Source organism: Gluconacetobacter aggeris, assembly GCF_014174395.1.
GTDB lineage: Bacteria > Pseudomonadota > Alphaproteobacteria > Acetobacterales > Acetobacteraceae > Gluconacetobacter > Gluconacetobacter aggeris.
Map to the genome: position 1 here is coordinate 85078 of NZ_JABEQD010000003.1, position 15268 is coordinate 100345.

The 15268-nt window shown below is 68.2% G+C and carries 12 protein-coding genes; 7 read left to right on the top strand and 5 right to left on the bottom strand.

The window, feature by feature from the left end; all coding sequences use genetic code 11:
- Nucleotides 1-47: 47 nt before the first annotated feature.
- Nucleotides 48-1367, top strand: coding sequence for an MFS transporter (locus tag HLH36_RS05495; protein ID WP_246376496.1), 1320 nt, complete (start codon nt 48-50; stop codon nt 1365-1367).
- Nucleotides 1368-1410: 43 nt separating this feature from the next.
- Here HLH36_RS05495 and HLH36_RS05500 read toward each other — a convergent pair whose 3' ends face one another.
- Together HLH36_RS05500 and hemC are read right to left on the bottom strand one after the other, a co-directional pair.
- Nucleotides 1411-2172, bottom strand: a complete 762-nt coding sequence (locus tag HLH36_RS05500; protein WP_246376498.1) for a uroporphyrinogen-III synthase — start codon at nt 2170-2172, stop codon at nt 1411-1413.
- On the bottom strand, nt 2162-3295 hold the full coding sequence (gene hemC, locus HLH36_RS05505; protein WP_182985463.1) for a hydroxymethylbilane synthase: 1134 nt from the start codon (nt 3293-3295) through the stop codon (nt 2162-2164). Before hemC ends, HLH36_RS05500 begins: the two co-directional genes overlap by 11 nt.
- Before the next feature lie 149 nt (nt 3296-3444).
- On the opposite strand from hemC, the gene tsaD reads away from it, so the two are divergent.
- The 3 genes from tsaD to HLH36_RS05520 are packed head-to-tail and all read left to right on the top strand — an operon-like array spanning nt 3445 to nt 6306.
- Nucleotides 3445-4515: a tRNA (adenosine(37)-N6)-threonylcarbamoyltransferase complex transferase subunit TsaD gene (tsaD, locus tag HLH36_RS05510; RefSeq protein WP_182985742.1), complete on the top strand. Its 1071-nt coding sequence runs from the start codon at nt 3445-3447 to the stop codon at nt 4513-4515.
- Entirely contained in the window at nt 4512-5339 is an 828-nt protein-coding gene (locus HLH36_RS05515; RefSeq protein ID WP_182985464.1) for a 23S rRNA (adenine(2030)-N(6))-methyltransferase RlmJ, read from the top strand. The genes tsaD and HLH36_RS05515 overlap by 4 nt, the downstream gene beginning before the upstream one ends.
- A gap of 4 nt (nt 5340-5343) precedes the next feature.
- Complete coding sequence (locus HLH36_RS05520) at nt 5344-6306, top strand: NAD(P)H-dependent glycerol-3-phosphate dehydrogenase (protein ID WP_182985465.1); 963 nt, start codon at nt 5344-5346, stop codon at nt 6304-6306.
- A 21-nt stretch (nt 6307-6327) separates the two neighbouring features.
- On the opposite strand, the gene HLH36_RS05525 is transcribed toward HLH36_RS05520, so the two are convergent.
- From HLH36_RS05525 to HLH36_RS05535, 3 genes are all read right to left on the bottom strand, one after another.
- Entirely contained in the window at nt 6328-7074 is a 747-nt protein-coding gene (locus HLH36_RS05525; protein WP_182985466.1) for a hypothetical protein, read from the bottom strand.
- A gap of 95 nt (nt 7075-7169) precedes the next feature.
- Nucleotides 7170-8669 (bottom strand): M20/M25/M40 family metallo-hydrolase, encoded by a 1500-nt coding sequence (locus HLH36_RS05530; protein WP_246376499.1) that lies wholly within the window; start codon nt 8667-8669, stop codon nt 7170-7172.
- 300 nt (nt 8670-8969) lie between these two features.
- Nucleotides 8970-10211, bottom strand: a complete 1242-nt coding sequence (locus HLH36_RS05535; protein ID WP_182985467.1) for a NupC/NupG family nucleoside CNT transporter — start codon at nt 10209-10211, stop codon at nt 8970-8972.
- 169 nt (nt 10212-10380) lie between these two features.
- Here HLH36_RS05535 and HLH36_RS05540 point away from each other — a divergent pair, with 169 nt between their 5' ends.
- The 3 genes from HLH36_RS05540 to mutS all read left to right on the top strand — a co-directional run bounded on the left by HLH36_RS05540 (nt 10381) and on the right by mutS (nt 15234).
- Nucleotides 10381-10866 (top strand): glutathione peroxidase, encoded by a 486-nt coding sequence (locus HLH36_RS05540; RefSeq protein WP_182985468.1) that lies wholly within the window; start codon nt 10381-10383, stop codon nt 10864-10866.
- A gap of 82 nt (nt 10867-10948) precedes the next feature.
- Nucleotides 10949-12517, top strand: coding sequence for a murein biosynthesis integral membrane protein MurJ (gene murJ / locus HLH36_RS05545; RefSeq protein WP_182985469.1), 1569 nt, complete (start codon nt 10949-10951; stop codon nt 12515-12517).
- Between the two features lie 62 nt (nt 12518-12579).
- Nucleotides 12580-15234 (top strand): DNA mismatch repair protein MutS, encoded by a 2655-nt coding sequence (gene mutS / locus HLH36_RS05550; protein WP_182985470.1) that lies wholly within the window; start codon nt 12580-12582, stop codon nt 15232-15234.
- Nucleotides 15235-15268: the final 34 nt, after the last annotated feature.

Consider the following 15268-nt stretch of genomic DNA (forward strand, 5'->3'; position numbering starts at 1 on the left):
GCCCCTCACCGTTATGTTGGCTGCCTGTTAAAGAGGAGACTCTCCCCTTGACGCAGACAGATATTCTGCTGCCCCACCCGTCCTTCGTCGAGCGGATCGGCATTCCCCGCCCCCTGCTCTGGGGCTTTGTCGGGCTGCTTCTGTTCATGGTCGGCGATGGGGTCGAGGCCGGCTACCTGGCTCCCTATCTTGAAAATCACGGCGTCCCTTCGCGTGACGTCGCTCTCCTGTTCACCATCTATGGCGTCGCCGTGTCCATTGCGTCCTGGCTGTCGGGTCCGCTGTCGGATCTGTGGGGGCCAAAGCGCGTCATGTGGATCGGCCTGGCAATCTGGGCCGCTTTCGAACCCGTCTTCCTGATGGCCGGCATCATGACCGGCAATTACATGGTCATGCTGGCCGCCTACACGCTGCGCGGCCTGGGCTATCCGCTCTTCGCCTACGGGTTCCTGGTCTGGATCGCAGCCGCGACACCGCCCCGCCAGCTCGGCTCGGCCGCGGGATGGTTCTGGTTCGCCTTCTCCGGCGGCCTGCCGACCCTCGGCTCCCTCTTCGCCAGCGTCACGATTCCCCTGGTCGGCGAGATCACGACCTTCTGGCTGTCCCTGGTGCTGGTCGTCGCCGGCGGCTGCGTCGCGCTGCTGATGACGCGTGAACCCCATGGCGCCTCGCGCCTGGCACCGCGCGACGTCTCGGTGGGCGGTATCTTCTTCGGCTCAATCTCCATCCTGTGGCGCGAGCCCAAGACGTTCATGGCGATGATCGTCCGCACCATCAACACCTCGTCCGAGTATGCGTTCCTGGTGATCATGCCGGCCTTCTTCACCAAGGTGGTCGGCTTCAGCCTGTCGCAGTGGCTGGTGCTGCTCTCCATCGTGTTCATGAGCAACATCCTGTTCAACCTGATGTCGGGCATGCTGGCAGACAGGCTGGGCCATCGGACGGTGGTTTCGGTCGCAGGCTGCCTGGGGGCGGCGATCTCGGTTCCCGCCTTCTATTACGTGCCGCTGGCCTATCACGGCAATTTCCTCGTCGCGGCGCTGGTCGGCATCTTCTACGGCGCGACCATCGCGGCGTTCGTGCCCCTGTCGGGCCTGGTCCCGCAGATCTGCCCGAAAGAGAAGGCCGCCGCCCTCTCGGCGCTCGGCCTTGGCGCCGGGGCCAGCACCTGGGTCGGCCCCGCCATCGTCACCTGGTTCCAGTCCTGGCATGGCATCGAGGGGGTCATCTGGATCTTCTCCGGCCTCTATGTCTTCGCCGGCGTGCTGACACTCTCTCTCTCGATCCCGGAACACGCGCGCGCCTATATGCGGCAGGCTCGCGCCCGAGGCGAGGACCTGCATCAAGGCGCCGCCGCCTTCCACTGACGCAAAGAGCGCGCCCGGCCGCACGACAGGCGGCCGGGCCCACCTACCCTTCCGCCTGTCCAGCCACGCCCAGAAGGTCGAGCATCGCGGCCTGGTCGGGCGTGGCGGCCAGGACGATTTCACGCCACCCCGTCATGGCAAGAATCTCGGCCGTCTTGCCGGAAATCGCGATGGCCCGTGCCCCGCGCAGCCTGTCCCGCACGTCGCGGGGCAGATGCCGCAGGAACTGACGCGCCGTTTCAGCCGAGAAGAACAGGGCCGCCGCCACCGCCTCCCGCCCGATCATCCCGCGCAGGATGTCGGCAGGCGGCATCCCCGGCCGGATGCGATAGACACAACGCCGAAGAACCCTGAAGCCGCTGCGGCGCAAGGCTTCGGCCAGATCACGCCCATATCCCGGCGCGGTCGCCAGCAGCAGCGCCCCCCCGGCCGGGCGCCACTCCGCGCGTACCAGGTCGGCCAGCGCATCGGCCGTCCCTTCGGCCGGCGTCACATGCGCAAAGCCGGCCGCACGCGCCCGGCGCGCCGTCGCGGCACCAACCGCCAGAACCGGCATATCCCCCGGCACCCGGCCGGCAAGCGCGGTAACCGCCTGGCCACTCGTGACCAGAATCGCCTGCACACCGCGCACCGGCAGCGGCGCGCGCAGGATCGGCTCGGCCCGCAGCGCCGGCAGGGCCACGGCACGCCAGCCCAGCGCCGTCACGGCCGCCATGGTTTCACTCAGGCCCGGCTCCGGCCGGGTGACCAGCACCGCCGGTCGCGACCCGCCAGATGGCAGGCCGGTCGGCAGGTCAGGGCGCAAAAATATCCGCGGGACTGTCGGCCCGCAGGCTGCGGCCCAATTCGCGCCCCATCCGCTCCGCATCCGCCGGCGCGCCGCTCACCACGCGGCGCAGCAGGAAAGATCCATCCTCCCGCGCCACCAGCCCGGTCAGGCGCAGCACCGGTTCGCCCCCTTGCGCATCGTCGATCAGGCGGGCGTAGCCGCCGATCGGCGTGCGGCACGACCCGTCCAGCTCCGCCAGCAGGGCACGCTCGGCCGTCGAGACGGCCCGGGCCTCGTAATCCTCGATCGCCGCCAGCAGTTCGCGCAGTTCGATGTCGCTTTCACGCACCGTCACACCCACGATTCCCTGCCCGGCCGCCGGCACCATGATCTCGGGGTCCAGAATAATGTCGGCCCGGTCCGCCATGCCCAGCCGGCGCAGGCCGGCCAGCGCCAGCAGGGTGGCGTCGCACTGCCCCGCCGCCAGCTTGTCCAGCCGCGTCTGCACATTGCCCCGCAGCAGGCCGAAACGCAGGTCGGGCCGCTCGTGCAGCATCTGGGCCTGGCGCCGCACCGACGCGCAGCCCACCAGGGCCCCGCGCGGCAGGGCGTCGAACGGCGCCGCCGGATCGACCTCCGGCCGCGCTTCGCCGGGCCGCAGGATCAGCACGTCACGCGCATCCTCGCGCCGCAGGGTGCAGGCCAGTACCAGCCCGGGCGGCAGCGTCGTCTCCAGGTCTTTCAGACTATGGACCGCGAAATCGATCCGCCCATCCGACAGGGCGTCATGGATTTCCTTGGCAAACAGGCCCTTGCCGCCAATTTCCGCCAGGCGGCGATTCTGTACCTGATCGCCGGTGGTGTTGATCTGGTGTTCCTGGAAGGCCCCCATGTCGCGCAACACGGGGCAGAAACGCGTCAGCATGGTCAGGAAGGCACGCGTCTGCACCAGCGCCAGCGGCGACGCCCGCGTGCCGACGCGCAACGGCAACTGGCGCCGATGCGGCAGGGCGGGGCGCACCACGCCCTGCTTCTGGCGCGCGGCAGCCTCGGCCGCGATCTTTTGCAATGCCGAAGCTTGGGCCGAAGCTTGGGCCGAAGCTTGGGCCGAGGCCGGGGCGGCGGACCCGTCGGGGACGGAGGACGGAGCGAAAACCATGTACTGTCTCTATTCCCGCGACGGCCCGAAGAAAAGATGACATAACGCCCGGCGGAACTGTCTTTTGCGCAATGATCATGTCTTCTCTCCCCCTCGGTGCCCCGGCGCCGGCCGAATCCTCAGCCCAGGCGCCCGTTCTGGCCCCGGTAATGGCCCCGGTGCTGGCCATCGAATCGTCCTGCGACGACACCGCCTGCGCCATCCTGGCGCCCGACGGCACCATCCTGGCCGAAACCGTGCTGTCGCAGTCCGGGCACATCCCCTTCGGCGGCGTGGTGCCCGAAATCGCGGCCCGGGCCCATCTGGCGGCATTACCCGGCCTGGTGCGCCAGACGCTGGACGCGGCGGGCCTGCCGGCCCGGGCGCTGGGCGCCGTCGCCGCCAGCACCGGGCCGGGCCTGATCGGCGGGCTGATCGTGGGCGCGGGCGTCGGCAAGGGGCTGGCCGTGGCGCTGGACCGGCCGTTCATCGCCGTGAACCATATCGAGGCCCATGCCCTGACCGCGCGCCTGCCCGGTCTCGTGCCCGGCGGCGCCCCGTTCCCATACCTGCTGCTGCTGGTCTCCGGCGGCCATTGCCAGTGCATCGCCGTCGAAGGCGTGGGCCATTATCGCAAGCTCGGCGGCACGATCGACGACGCAGCCGGCGAGGCCTTCGACAAGGTGGCGAAAATGCTCGGCCTCGGCTGGCCGGGCGGCCCGGCGGTGGAGGCCCTGGCGCGCGAGGGCGATCCGGCCCCCTGGCCGCTCCCCCGTCCATTGCACGGGCGCCCCGGCTGCGATTTCTCCTTCTCCGGCCTCAAGACCGCCGTGGCGCAGAAACTGGCCCCCTACGACAATGGCGCCCTGCCCCGTCCGGTCGCCGCCGGCATCGCCGCCAGCTTCCAGGACGCGGTGGCGGATATCGTGGGCGATCGCGTGGCCCACGCGCTGGACATGATGCCCGACGCCACCCTGCTGGTCGCGGCCGGCGGCGTCGCGGCCAACAGCGCCCTGCGCGCAAGGCTGGATGCGCTGGCCCAGGCACGCGGCCTGCCCTTCGCGGCACCACCGCTGCGCCTGTGTACCGACAATGCCGTGATGGTGGGCTGGGCGGCCATCGAAACCATGCGCGCCCGGCTTGCCCTCGGCCTGCCGCCGGTGGACGATCTGGACCTTCTGCCCCGCCCGCGCTGGCCGCTGGACCAGATGGCCGCCCGATTCGACGCGACCGCCGCATGAATTACCGCCACGCCTTCCACGCCGGCAATTTCGCCGACTGCATGAAACACGCGCTGCTGGTGCTGCTGCTCCAGGCGCTGGCACGCAAGCCCGCGGCGTTTTCGGTTCTGGACACCCATGCCGGCATCGGGCGCTACGACCTGGGCGGCGCGCAGGCCACCCGCACCATGGAATGGCAGGGTGGCATTGGCCGCCTGCTGGCCGATCCCCCCCCCGACCTGCCCCCTGCCTATCTGGACCTGGTCCGCCGGACCGGCGCGCCGGAGGCCTATCCTGGCTCCCCCCTGATCGCGGCGATGATGCTGCGGCCACAGGACCGGCTGGTGTGCTGCGAGTTGCATCCCGAAGACAGCCTCGTGCTGCGCCACCTGTTCGCCGGCAACAGCCAGGTCTCGGTCCATGCCCGCGACGGCTACGCCGCCCTGGGCGCGCTGCTGCCGCCGCGCGATGCGAAGCGCGGCCTGGTGCTGATCGATCCGCCTTTCGAGCAGCCCGACGAATTCGCCCGTCTGGCCCAGGGGCTGGTAACGGCGCATCGGCGATTCGCCACCGGCATCCTGGCGGGCTGGTATCCGATCAAGCACCGCGCGCCGGTACGCGCCTTCCTCGATTCGCTGCGCGATTCGGGGATTCGCGACATCGTGGCGCTGGAACTCACCCTGCGTCCGCCACTCGACCCCACACGCCTCAACGGATGCGGGCTGGTGGTGATCAATCCCCCTTTCGGCTTCACCGAGGCCGCTCTTCCGGCCCTGCGCGCCCTGACCCATCTCTCCCCTGACGGAACGGGAGAGGCCACCGTCACGCGCATCGTGGAGGAATAGGATCATGGCCGCCGCACGCATTGCCGTCATCGGGGCCGGCGCCTGGGGAATCGCGCTGGCCACCCAGGCCGCCCGTGCCGGGGCACTGGTACATCTATGGGCCCGCCACCCCGAAACCCTGAGCGACGCCCGCACCCTGCCCCGCCTGCCGCACGTCACGCTGCCCGAGACCATCACCGTGACCGACGCCATGCCGACCCGGGCCGATGCGGTGCTGCTGGCGGTGCCCATGCAGCATCTGCGCGCCGTATTGGCGCACCTCCCCCCAGCCGGGCCGATGATCGCCTGCTGCAAGGGCGTGGAACGCGACACGCTGGCATTGCCATTGCAGGTGATCGCGGACCGCTATCCCGACCTGCCGCGCGCGGCGCTCTCCGGCCCCAATTTCGCGCATGAAGTCGCACAGGGCCTGCCCACCGCCGCCGTCCTGGCCTGCACCGACCTGACGCTGGCCCGCTCCCTGGCCGATCACCTGACCACGCCGACCTTCCGCCTCTATGCCAGTGACGACGCGATCGGCGTACAGGTCGGCGGGGCGGCAAAGAATGTCATCGCCATCGCCGCCGGCGCCACCATCGGCGCGGGCCTTGGCGAAAACGCCCGGGCCTCGCTGATCACGCGCGGCCTGGCCGAACTGGGCCGGCTGGCGCTGGGGCTGGGCGGCCGCGCCTCCACCCTCTCGGGCCTGGCGGGCGTCGGCGACCTCATCCTGACCTGCACCGGCCCATCGTCGCGCAATTTCAGCCTGGGCCTGGCACTGGGAAGGGGCGAATCACTGGCCGCGATCCTGGGCAGCCGCACCACCGTCGCCGAGGGCGTCGCCACCGCCCCCGCGATCCTCGCCCTGGCCCGCGCCCATGGCATCGCCGTGCCGGTGATCGAGACGATGTCGCTGCTGCTGGCCGGCGATATCGGCCTGAACGAAGCCCGCGACCGCCTGCTCAGCCGCCCTGTCGGGATCGAATGACCTGGCGGCAGGAGCGAGCGCTCAGCGGCCCGCCCCCGTTCGCTGCGCCGCCATCAACGCCGGCATCATCATGAAAAAACTCACGATCGCCAGCATGGCACAAAACGGTCCGTATCCGAAAAGACCGGAAATGGAGAAAAACGGGATGCTGATCGCCAGGACCACCATGCTGAAGCTGATCTGGGCATCGTCCGGGTAGAGCCGTTTCTGCGCCAGCGGCAATGCGCGAAAGGCAAAGCGCCAGAGCAGCCAGGCCGCGAATGACGTGGCGAACGGAAACAGCACCCATACCGACACCCCCAGTCCCCTGGCCAGGAGCGCCATATCCCCATGGGTCGTCAGCACCCTCAGCGGGGCATAGCTCCAGACATTGAAGGTCGAGAACGCATCGACCCACACCAGCCACCACAAGGCAGCGGGACGGACCGCGCGCACGATCAGGCGATGACAGAGGAGCGCGGTCCCCCCGTTGGCCAGAAAAGGTCCGGCGGCGGCGATCAGCGCGGCCTGCCAGCCCTCGCCACTGGCAAGGATCGGCCCATAATCGACATTTTCATCGATCTGCTGCTGAAGCAGGATGTTGTCGATCGAGGCCGTTCCATAGTTCAGGGCGAACGGGTCCGCCTTCCAGCCCAACAGCCACGCCATGAAGGAATGGGCGTATTCATGCAGGAAGTAATTGAATGCATGCGCAAGCAACATGGACAGGAAGACCGTACTCCCGAAACGGAGCGACCGCCCAGCCGTCCGCATAATCGCCCCCGTCATCGGGTCTTCTCTCCCGACGAGTACAGACCATCCACCGCAGGCTGCCGCGACGTGGCACGATCCATTGCGGAGCGATCGCGCATATCCGCCCGCCCCTAACGCGAAAGATCCGTCACCAGCGTCGCGACGATATCGATGGCAGGCCCCACACTCGCGATGGGCGTCCGCTCGTTCAGCCCATGCATGAACGAATCCGAATTCCTGATGAACAGCGGGCTCACGGCATAGCTCGGCACACCGCGCGACCGAAACCACATGCTGTCGCTGGCACCCGATCCCAATGCAGGGAAAACGGCCACGTTCGGATAAACGCCATGCACCGCATGTTCGATAGCCCTGACGACATCCGCACGCATGGGCGAGGCCGGCGTCTCGACCGACCCGGCCGTGACATCCGTGATCGTCATGCCGGGATCGGCCGCCGCCTGCCGAAGCTCGTTCAGGATGTCCGCCCGCGGATGGCCGGGGAAGATACGGCAATTGACGTTGGCCGTGACCCGTTGCGGCAGCGCATTGAGGGCATGGCCACCGTTGATTTCGGTCACGACGCAGGTGGTACCGATGCGCCCGACGAAAGACGGATCGGCGGACAGGGTTTCGATGGCATCCTCATTCGTCGGCTCGGCGGCAAAGGCACGCATCGCGGCCCCGATCGGTGCCGATTCCCACTGCGCCGCCCCCAGGAAATACCCCCTGCTCAGTTCGTTGAGTTCGGGCCGGAAGCGATAATGCTGGATGCGCAGCAGATCTTCCGCCATCTCGTCGATCGCATTCAGCGGACGCGGCTCGGAGGAATGGCCGCCGGGATTGGTGACGACAAGCTGATAGTCGGCATAGGTCTTCTCGCCGCCCTCCCAGGCGAAATAATCGGGCTTGCCGGTCTTTTCATCGATGACGCCGTTCGCCCCATCCACATTCAGGACCATTTCGGCACCCGACAGCTTGTCCGCGATGATGGCACCCGTCGCCATCGTCGTTTCCTCGTCGCCGGAAAATTCGATGACGATCGCACGCCGCGGCTTGTATCCCGCGCGCTTCAACTGGACCAGCGCCTCGATTGCGATGGCATCATCCAGCTTCATGTCGGTCGCGCCGCGCCCCAGCAGAAAGCCTTTCTCGATTTTCGCCTTGAATGGATCGTGCGTCCAATCCTCGGCCTTCGCTTCCACGACGTCCATATGCCCGGAAATCACCAGGGGCTTGAGCGACGGATCGCTTCCCGGCCAACGCGCGATCAGGTAGGCCGTGCCCTCCGCGGGGGTGATCACGATATCCGACGTGGCAAAGCCGCCCGCGATCAGCGCATCCCGAAACAGTTGCGCCACCTGCGGCGTCTGGTTGCCGGGCCCCGCGACCGAGCGTAGCGCGATCGCTTTCTCCGCCAATGCCAGAGACGCCGCCACCGCCTGGCGGTCCCCAAAAGAGGCAGACCAGGCCTGGCCCGCTACGCCGAATGCCAGGGCAACGCCCAATGCCGACCCGAGGAACGCATGTTTTCTTCCAAGCCTGAAAACGCAAGGGGGCGACGCCGCGTCGATTTTCGACGAGATGAGGCCATCGCCATTTTCAGACAGGAACATGGTGCGGAGAGACAATGGAATCGATCCTGAAAATTATCACAAAGTAACGATTTCTATAACATGATCGCCTCGGGTGAAAAGCCACACGTGACAATGGTTTGCAGCCACCCTGGCGCAACAACGGGCATATGAGCCTTCTTTGGACCGGAATCATATCAAATCATCGATATTTCCAGTCTTCTCGCGCCATTTGCAGTTGCATCGCCTTGCCCGTCACGACGACGGCACCAGCAGGGTCCATAACGGGCGGACATTCATATCAGAACGAAAATACCGTCAGATAACGGGCACTTTCTCCAACGACATCCCACACGGCTAACCGATGAACATGCCCGCGATGGTGGCACTGGCGAAATTCGACAGCGACCCGGCGAACACCGCACGCAGCCCCATGCTCGCGACCTCTCCCCGTCGCGCGGGGGCGATGCTGCCGAACCCGGCAATCAGGATGCCGACCGATGACAGATTGGCGAACCCGCACAGGGCGAAAGAGGCAATCGCCAGCGCGCGCGGATCGAGCGTCGCATCATGAAAATGCGGCGCCAGAGCGACATAGGCCACGAACTCGTTGAAGACGAGCTTCTGTCCCATGATCGCGCCGACCACGCCGCTTTCATGCCACGGCACCCCGATCAGCCATGCCAACGGGGCGAAGATCACGCCGAAGATCGTCTCCAGCGACAGGTTGCCCACCCCCAGCCAGCCACCCAGCCCATGGATCAGCCCGTTGGCCAGCGCGATCAGCCCGATAAAGGCGATCAACATCCCACCGACCGCAACCGCAACGCCGACACCGCTGGCGGTGCCGATGGCGATAGCCTCGAAGACATTGACCGGATGCTCATGGCCGAATTCCAGGTCGAGGCCCGAGATTCGCGTCCCTTCGCGCGACGGCATCAGGATCTTGGCGAACAGCAGCCCGCCCGGAATCGCCATCACCGACGCCGCCAGCAGATAATCCATCGGCACGCCCAGCCCGGCATACCCCACCAGCACCGAGCCAGCGACCGAGGCTGTGCCGCTGGACATGACGGCGAACAGTTCCTCCCGCGTCAGAAGCGGCACATAGGGGCGCAGCGCCACCGGCATCTCGCTCTGGCCGAGAAAGATCGTCGTGACGGCCGAGAAGGATTCGATCATCGAGGTGCCCAGCACCCGCCGCACCAGCCCGCCCAGCAGCCGCGCGAGCCGCTGCATGATCCGATAATAATACAGGATCGCGATCAGGGCCGATATATAGGCAATCTGCGGTAGAATCCGCAGCGCGAAAATGAAGCCGCCATCGGGAAACAGCGCATCCATGCGCGGGCCGACCAGAGGCCCGAACAGGAAGGCACTTCCCTGCGCGCCATACCCCAGCACGGTATCGACGGCGCCGGAAATCGCGTGCAGCGCCACCCGCCCCGGCGGCACGAACAGGACCAGCCCCCCCAGCGCCACCTGCATCGCCACCGCCGCCAGTATGATGCGGGGGCGGATACCCCGCCGGTCCGCCGAAAACGCCACCGCCAGTGCAATCAGGCAGGCCAGCCCGAGAATGCCATGCAGGACCGCCATTCCACCCCACCAATCCACATCGTAACGGCACAAAACCGCAACGACACTGTGCCCTGCGCGATGTGCTGTCCAGAGTGACGGATCGCGCCGGGCGTTCCCACTCGTGCGGCGAGGGAAACTGCTCTAGGCTCCAGCCCGTTATAGACCGCAACAGACCGAATCGGCTCCCATGACGACCGCGTACGACTTTACCCTCCCGGCCCTGGAAGGCGGCACGATCGACCTCGGCGCCTTGCGGGGCAAACCGGTGCTGATCGTGAATACCGCGTCGAAATGCGGCTTCACCCCCCAGTTCGAGGGCCTGCAGGCGCTCTGGTCGTTCTATCGCGGCAGCGGCCTGACGGTGATCGGCGTACCGTCGAACGATTTCGGCAACCAGGAACCCGGCTCCGCCGAGCAGATCGCCACCTTCTGCGCCCGCAATTACAGCGTCACCTTTCCCATGGCCACGCGCAGCCACGTCCGCGGTGCCGAGGCGATTCCACTCTTCCGCTGGCTGGGGCAGCAGGGCGGCCTGCTCGCCCGCCCGCGCTGGAATTTCTACAAATACCTGATCGGCCGCGACGGCGCGCTGGCCGACTGGTTCGTCAGCCTCACCTCGCCCGAATCCCGGCGCATGCGCCTGGCCATCGAACGCACGATCCTGGATCACTGACCCCTCCCTTCGCCGCCCGAATCAAGCTGGGCCGGATGAATAGGGTCGTGCAGTATGCGCGCGGCAAGGCAGGAGGTCCCATTTGCTCAGAGGTTTTCTTACGGTCGGCGGCTGGACGATGCTCAGCCGTGTGCTGGGTCTGGTGCGCGATCAGCTGCTGGCGGCCTTCCTGGGGGCCGGGCCGATCCAGGATGCCTATCAGGTGGCCTTCCGCCTGCCGAACATGTTCCGCCAGCTCTTCGGCGAAGGCGCGCTGAACACCGCCTTCGTGCCGCTCTTTTCCGCCATGCTCACGACCGACGGCACCGAAAAGGCCCGCCGCTTCGCCAGCGAGACCTTCAGCGTCCTGCTGACCTGGCTGACGCTGATCGCGGTACTGGGCGAGATCTTCATGCCGCAGGTCGTCAGCGTGATCGCCGCCGGCTTCCCCATGGATGGCGACCGCTACCACATGGCGGTCACGCTCAGCCGCATCACCTTTCCCTATCTGGTACTGATCTGCGCGGCAGCACTCGTGTCGGGCGTGCTGAACGGCCTGCACCGGTTCGGCGTGGCGGCGGCGGCCTATGTGTCCTTCAATGTCGTCGGCATCGCGGCGATCCTCCTGCTGCCGCCGCTGACCGGCGATGTCGGAAAGGCGGCCGCCTGGGGCGTCACCGCATCGGGCGTCGCCCAATTGGGGCTGCTGCTGCTGGCGGTCCGGCGTGCCGGCTTCCGCCTGATGCTGATGCCGCCACGCCTGACGGCGCGCATCCACACCCTGATCCGGCGCATGGCGATCGGCTGCCTGGGCAGCGGCATCAGCCAGATCAACCTCCTGGTCGATACCGTCATCGCCTCGTACCTGCCGGCCGGTAGCGTGTCGTTCATCTATTTCGCCGACCGGATCAACCAGTTGCCGCTGGGCGTGCTGGGGGCTGCGGCCGGCACCACCCTCCTGCCGGTCCTCAGCCGCCACGTGGCGGCCAAGGACCATGATGGTGCCCACAGTGCGCAGAACCGGGCGATCGACTATGCCATGGTCCTGACCCTGCCGGCCGCGCTGGGCATGATCGTGCTGGCCCACCCGATCATCGCCACGCTGTTCCAGCACGGCGCCTTCACCCCGCGCGACGCCATGCTGTCGGCGCAGTCGCTGCGCGCCTTCGCCATCGGCCTGCCCGCCTTCGTGCTGATCAAGGTCCTGGCCCCGGGCTTTTTCGCCAGGGGCGACACGGCGACACCGGTGCGGATCGGCCTGTTCACGCTTACCCTGAATTTCATCCTGAACCTGCTGCTGATGCATCCGCTGCTCCATGCCGGGCCGCCCCTGGCCAGCAGCCTGGCGGCGATCGTCAATGTGGCAACGCTCGGCTTCGTGCTGCGCCGCCGGGGCCTCCTGCACATCGCCCCCGCCACGCTGTCGCGGGTCGCCCGGATGATGCTCGCGGCACTGGGCATGGCAGCGGTGCTGCTGATGCTGAACCTGACCGTCCTCGGCCCCCTGGCCGTCCGCCACGGCCCCTTGCGGATCGTGGCGCTGATGCTCCTGGTCACCTCCGGCATGCTGGCCTACGGCGTCGGGCTGCACCTGCTCGGCGTGATGGAACTCCGCGCGGCCGGGACGATGCTGCGCGCCCGGCTGGCCCGGCGGCGCGGCAGCGCGGCCTGAGCGGCCATGACGCCGCATTTCCCGGCTGGCACATCGGCATCCGGGCCTGTACACAGACCCGCATGACGCTCCCTTCCCCGGACGGCGCCACCCCGGCCATGGCGCAATGGTTTTCCCTGAAAGCCGAACATCCCGAAGCCCTGCTGTTCTTCCGCATGGGCGATTTCTACGAAATGTTCTTCTCCGACGCCGAAGCGGCGGCCGGCGCGCTGGACATTTCGCTGACAACGCGCGGCACGCACGGCGACATGCCGATCCCGATGTGCGGCGTGCCGGTGGCGGCCGCCTCGGCCTATCTGGCGCGGCTGATCCGCCGGGGCTTCCGCGTCGCGGTGGCCGAGCAGACCGAACCGCCGCGCAAACCCGGCAAGGGTGTTCCCAAGGGGCCATTGGCCCGCGCGGTGGTACGCCTGGTCACCCCCGGCACCCTGACCGAGGACGAGCTTCTGGAAGCCGGCCGGCAGAACCTGCTGGTGGCGGTGGCGGCCGGTGCGGGCCGTGCCCCGGCCAGCCGGAACTGGGGCGTCTCCTGGATCGACATCTCGACCGGCGCGTTCGAAACCGCATCCGTCCCGCCCGACGGGCTGATGGACCTGCTGGGCCGCCTCGATCCGGCTGAAATCCTGGCCGCCGGCGACGTCGACCTGGGCGATTTCGATGCCAGGCGCGCGCCGGAAGCCACCACGCCGGCCGCCGCAACGGCACGCCGCCGGGTGGCCGAGACCTTCGCGGTCGCCAGCCTCGACGCCTTCGGCACCTTCTCGGACGAGGAGGCCGTCGCTGCCGCGATGGCGCTGGATTACGTCCGGCGCAGCCAGGCCGGACAGATGCCGCGCCTGGCACACCCGCACGCCCATGAAAATGGCGGCATCCTAGGCCTGGACCCGGCCACCCGCGCCAGCCTGGACCTGCTGCGCACCCGCGACGGCACCACCGAACATACATTGCTGGCCAGCGTCAGCCGCACCGTCACCGCACCCGGCAGCCGCCTGCTGGCGGAATGGATCGCCGCCCCCCTCACCCGTAGCGCACCGATCGCCGCCCGTCAGGACGGATGGTCGTGGCTGATCGAGGAAGGCGGCGTCCGCACCGCGCTGCGCCAGGGGCTGCGGGGCACGCCCGACATCGCCCGCGCGCTGGCCCGCCTGTCATTGGGCCGGGGCCTGCCGCGCGACGCGGCGGCGGTACGCGACGGGCTGTCCATCGCCCGGCGCATTGCCGCGTCCCTGGCCGATGGCCGCGCGACGCCCCCCGCCCTGATCGCCGATGCCATGGGCCATCTGGGCGGCGGCACGGCGCTGGAGGACCGGCTGAAGCAGGCACTGGCGGAATCCCTGCCCGCCCGCGTCGAGGATGGCGGCGTGATCGCCCCCGGCTTCGATCCCGAACTGGACGCCGAGCGCGGCCTGCGCGACGACAGCCGGCGGATCATCGCCGGCTTGCAGAACGACTACGCGCAGCAATTCGGGGTCGCCAGCCTCAAGATCCGCCACCACGCCCAGCTTGGCTACGTCATCGAAATCCCGACCGCCGCCGCCACGCGCGTGCGCGATCGCACCGACCTGATCCTGCGCCAGGGCACGGCCAGCGCCGCGCGCTTTTCGACCGACGAACTGATCAGCCTGGACCGCCGCATCGCCGAGGCCGGAGAACGGGCGAGCGCGCGGGAACGCGGCATCTTCGCCGCCCTGGTGCGCGACATCCTGGCCGAACCGGCGGTGCCGGCCATCGCTCACGCGCTGGCGGTGCTGGACGTGCTGCAATCCTGCGCCGATCTGGCGGCCGGCGGCCTGTGGTGCCGGCCCGAGGTCACCGACGATGCCGCCTTCACCCTGACCGGCTGCCGCCATCCGGTGGTCGAGGCCGCGCTGCCGCGCAGCGAGCGCTTCACCCCGAACGACTGCATGCTGGAACCCGCCCAGCGCGTCATGCTGCTCACGGGGCCGAACATGGCCGGCAAATCGACCTTCCTGCGCCAGGGCGCGCTGGCCGTGATCCTGGCCCAGGCCGGGTTGCCGGTGCCGGCCAAGGCCGCGCGGATCGGCATCGTCGACCGGCTGTTCTCGCGCGTCGGCGCATCGGACGACCTCGCACGCGGCCGCTCGACCTTCATGGTCGAAATGACCGAGACCGCGGCGATCCTGAATCAGGCCGGCCCACGCTCGCTGGTGGTGGTGGACGAAATCGGCCGCGGCACCGCGACGCTGGACGGCCTGGCGATCGCCTGGGCGGTGCTGGAAGCCATGCATTCCACGTTGCGGTGCCGCTCGATTTTCGCAACGCACTTCCACGAACTGGCCGAACTGGCCGAAAGCCTCCCCCGCCTCTCCCCCCACACCATGAGCGTGCGCGAATGGAAGGGCCAGGTGGTGTTCCAGCACGAGGTCGTTCCGGGTTCGGCACGCCGAAGCTGGGGCGTGCATGTGGCCCGGCTGGCAGGCGTGCCGGAGCCGGTTGTCCGCCGCGCAGCCAGGCTTCTGGCCGGTCTGGAAAAGGAACGCGCGGTCGGCGCCCGGCCGCTGCCGCTCTTCTCCTCCACCGATGCGCCGGCAACGCCCGAACCGGTCGATGCGGTCGAGCCCGGCGTGCCGGAAGCGGTGCGCCGGATGCTCGAACAGCTCGATCCGGATGCCTTGACGCCGCGCGGCGCGCTGGACATGGTCTACGCCCTCAAGAAACTGATGCTTGAAGAATCGCGGCATCTGGACCACGGATAGAACACGGATAGAACAGGAAGAGGCTGCTTCAAAA

Excerpts from the sequence above, each read along its gene's own strand:
- mutS (WP_182985470.1), top strand. The coding sequence starts at position 12,580 with ATGACGCTCCCTTCCCCGGACGGCGCCACCCCGGCCATGGCGCAATGG.
- HLH36_RS05535 (WP_182985467.1), bottom strand. The coding sequence starts at position 10,211 with ATGGCGGTCCTGCATGGCATTCTCGGGCTGGCCTGCCTGATTGCACTG.
- hemC (WP_182985463.1), bottom strand. The coding sequence starts at position 3,295 with ATGGTTTTCGCTCCGTCCTCCGTCCCCGACGGGTCCGCCGCCCCGGCC.
- HLH36_RS05515 (WP_182985464.1), top strand. The coding sequence starts at position 4,512 with ATGAATTACCGCCACGCCTTCCACGCCGGCAATTTCGCCGACTGCATG.
- tsaD (WP_182985742.1), top strand. The coding sequence starts at position 3,445 with ATGGCCCCGGTGCTGGCCATCGAATCGTCCTGCGACGACACCGCCTGC.
- HLH36_RS05525 (WP_182985466.1), bottom strand. The coding sequence starts at position 7,074 with ATGACGGGGGCGATTATGCGGACGGCTGGGCGGTCGCTCCGTTTCGGG.
- HLH36_RS05520 (WP_182985465.1), top strand. The coding sequence starts at position 5,344 with ATGGCCGCCGCACGCATTGCCGTCATCGGGGCCGGCGCCTGGGGAATC.
- HLH36_RS05540 (WP_182985468.1), top strand. The coding sequence starts at position 10,381 with ATGACGACCGCGTACGACTTTACCCTCCCGGCCCTGGAAGGCGGCACG.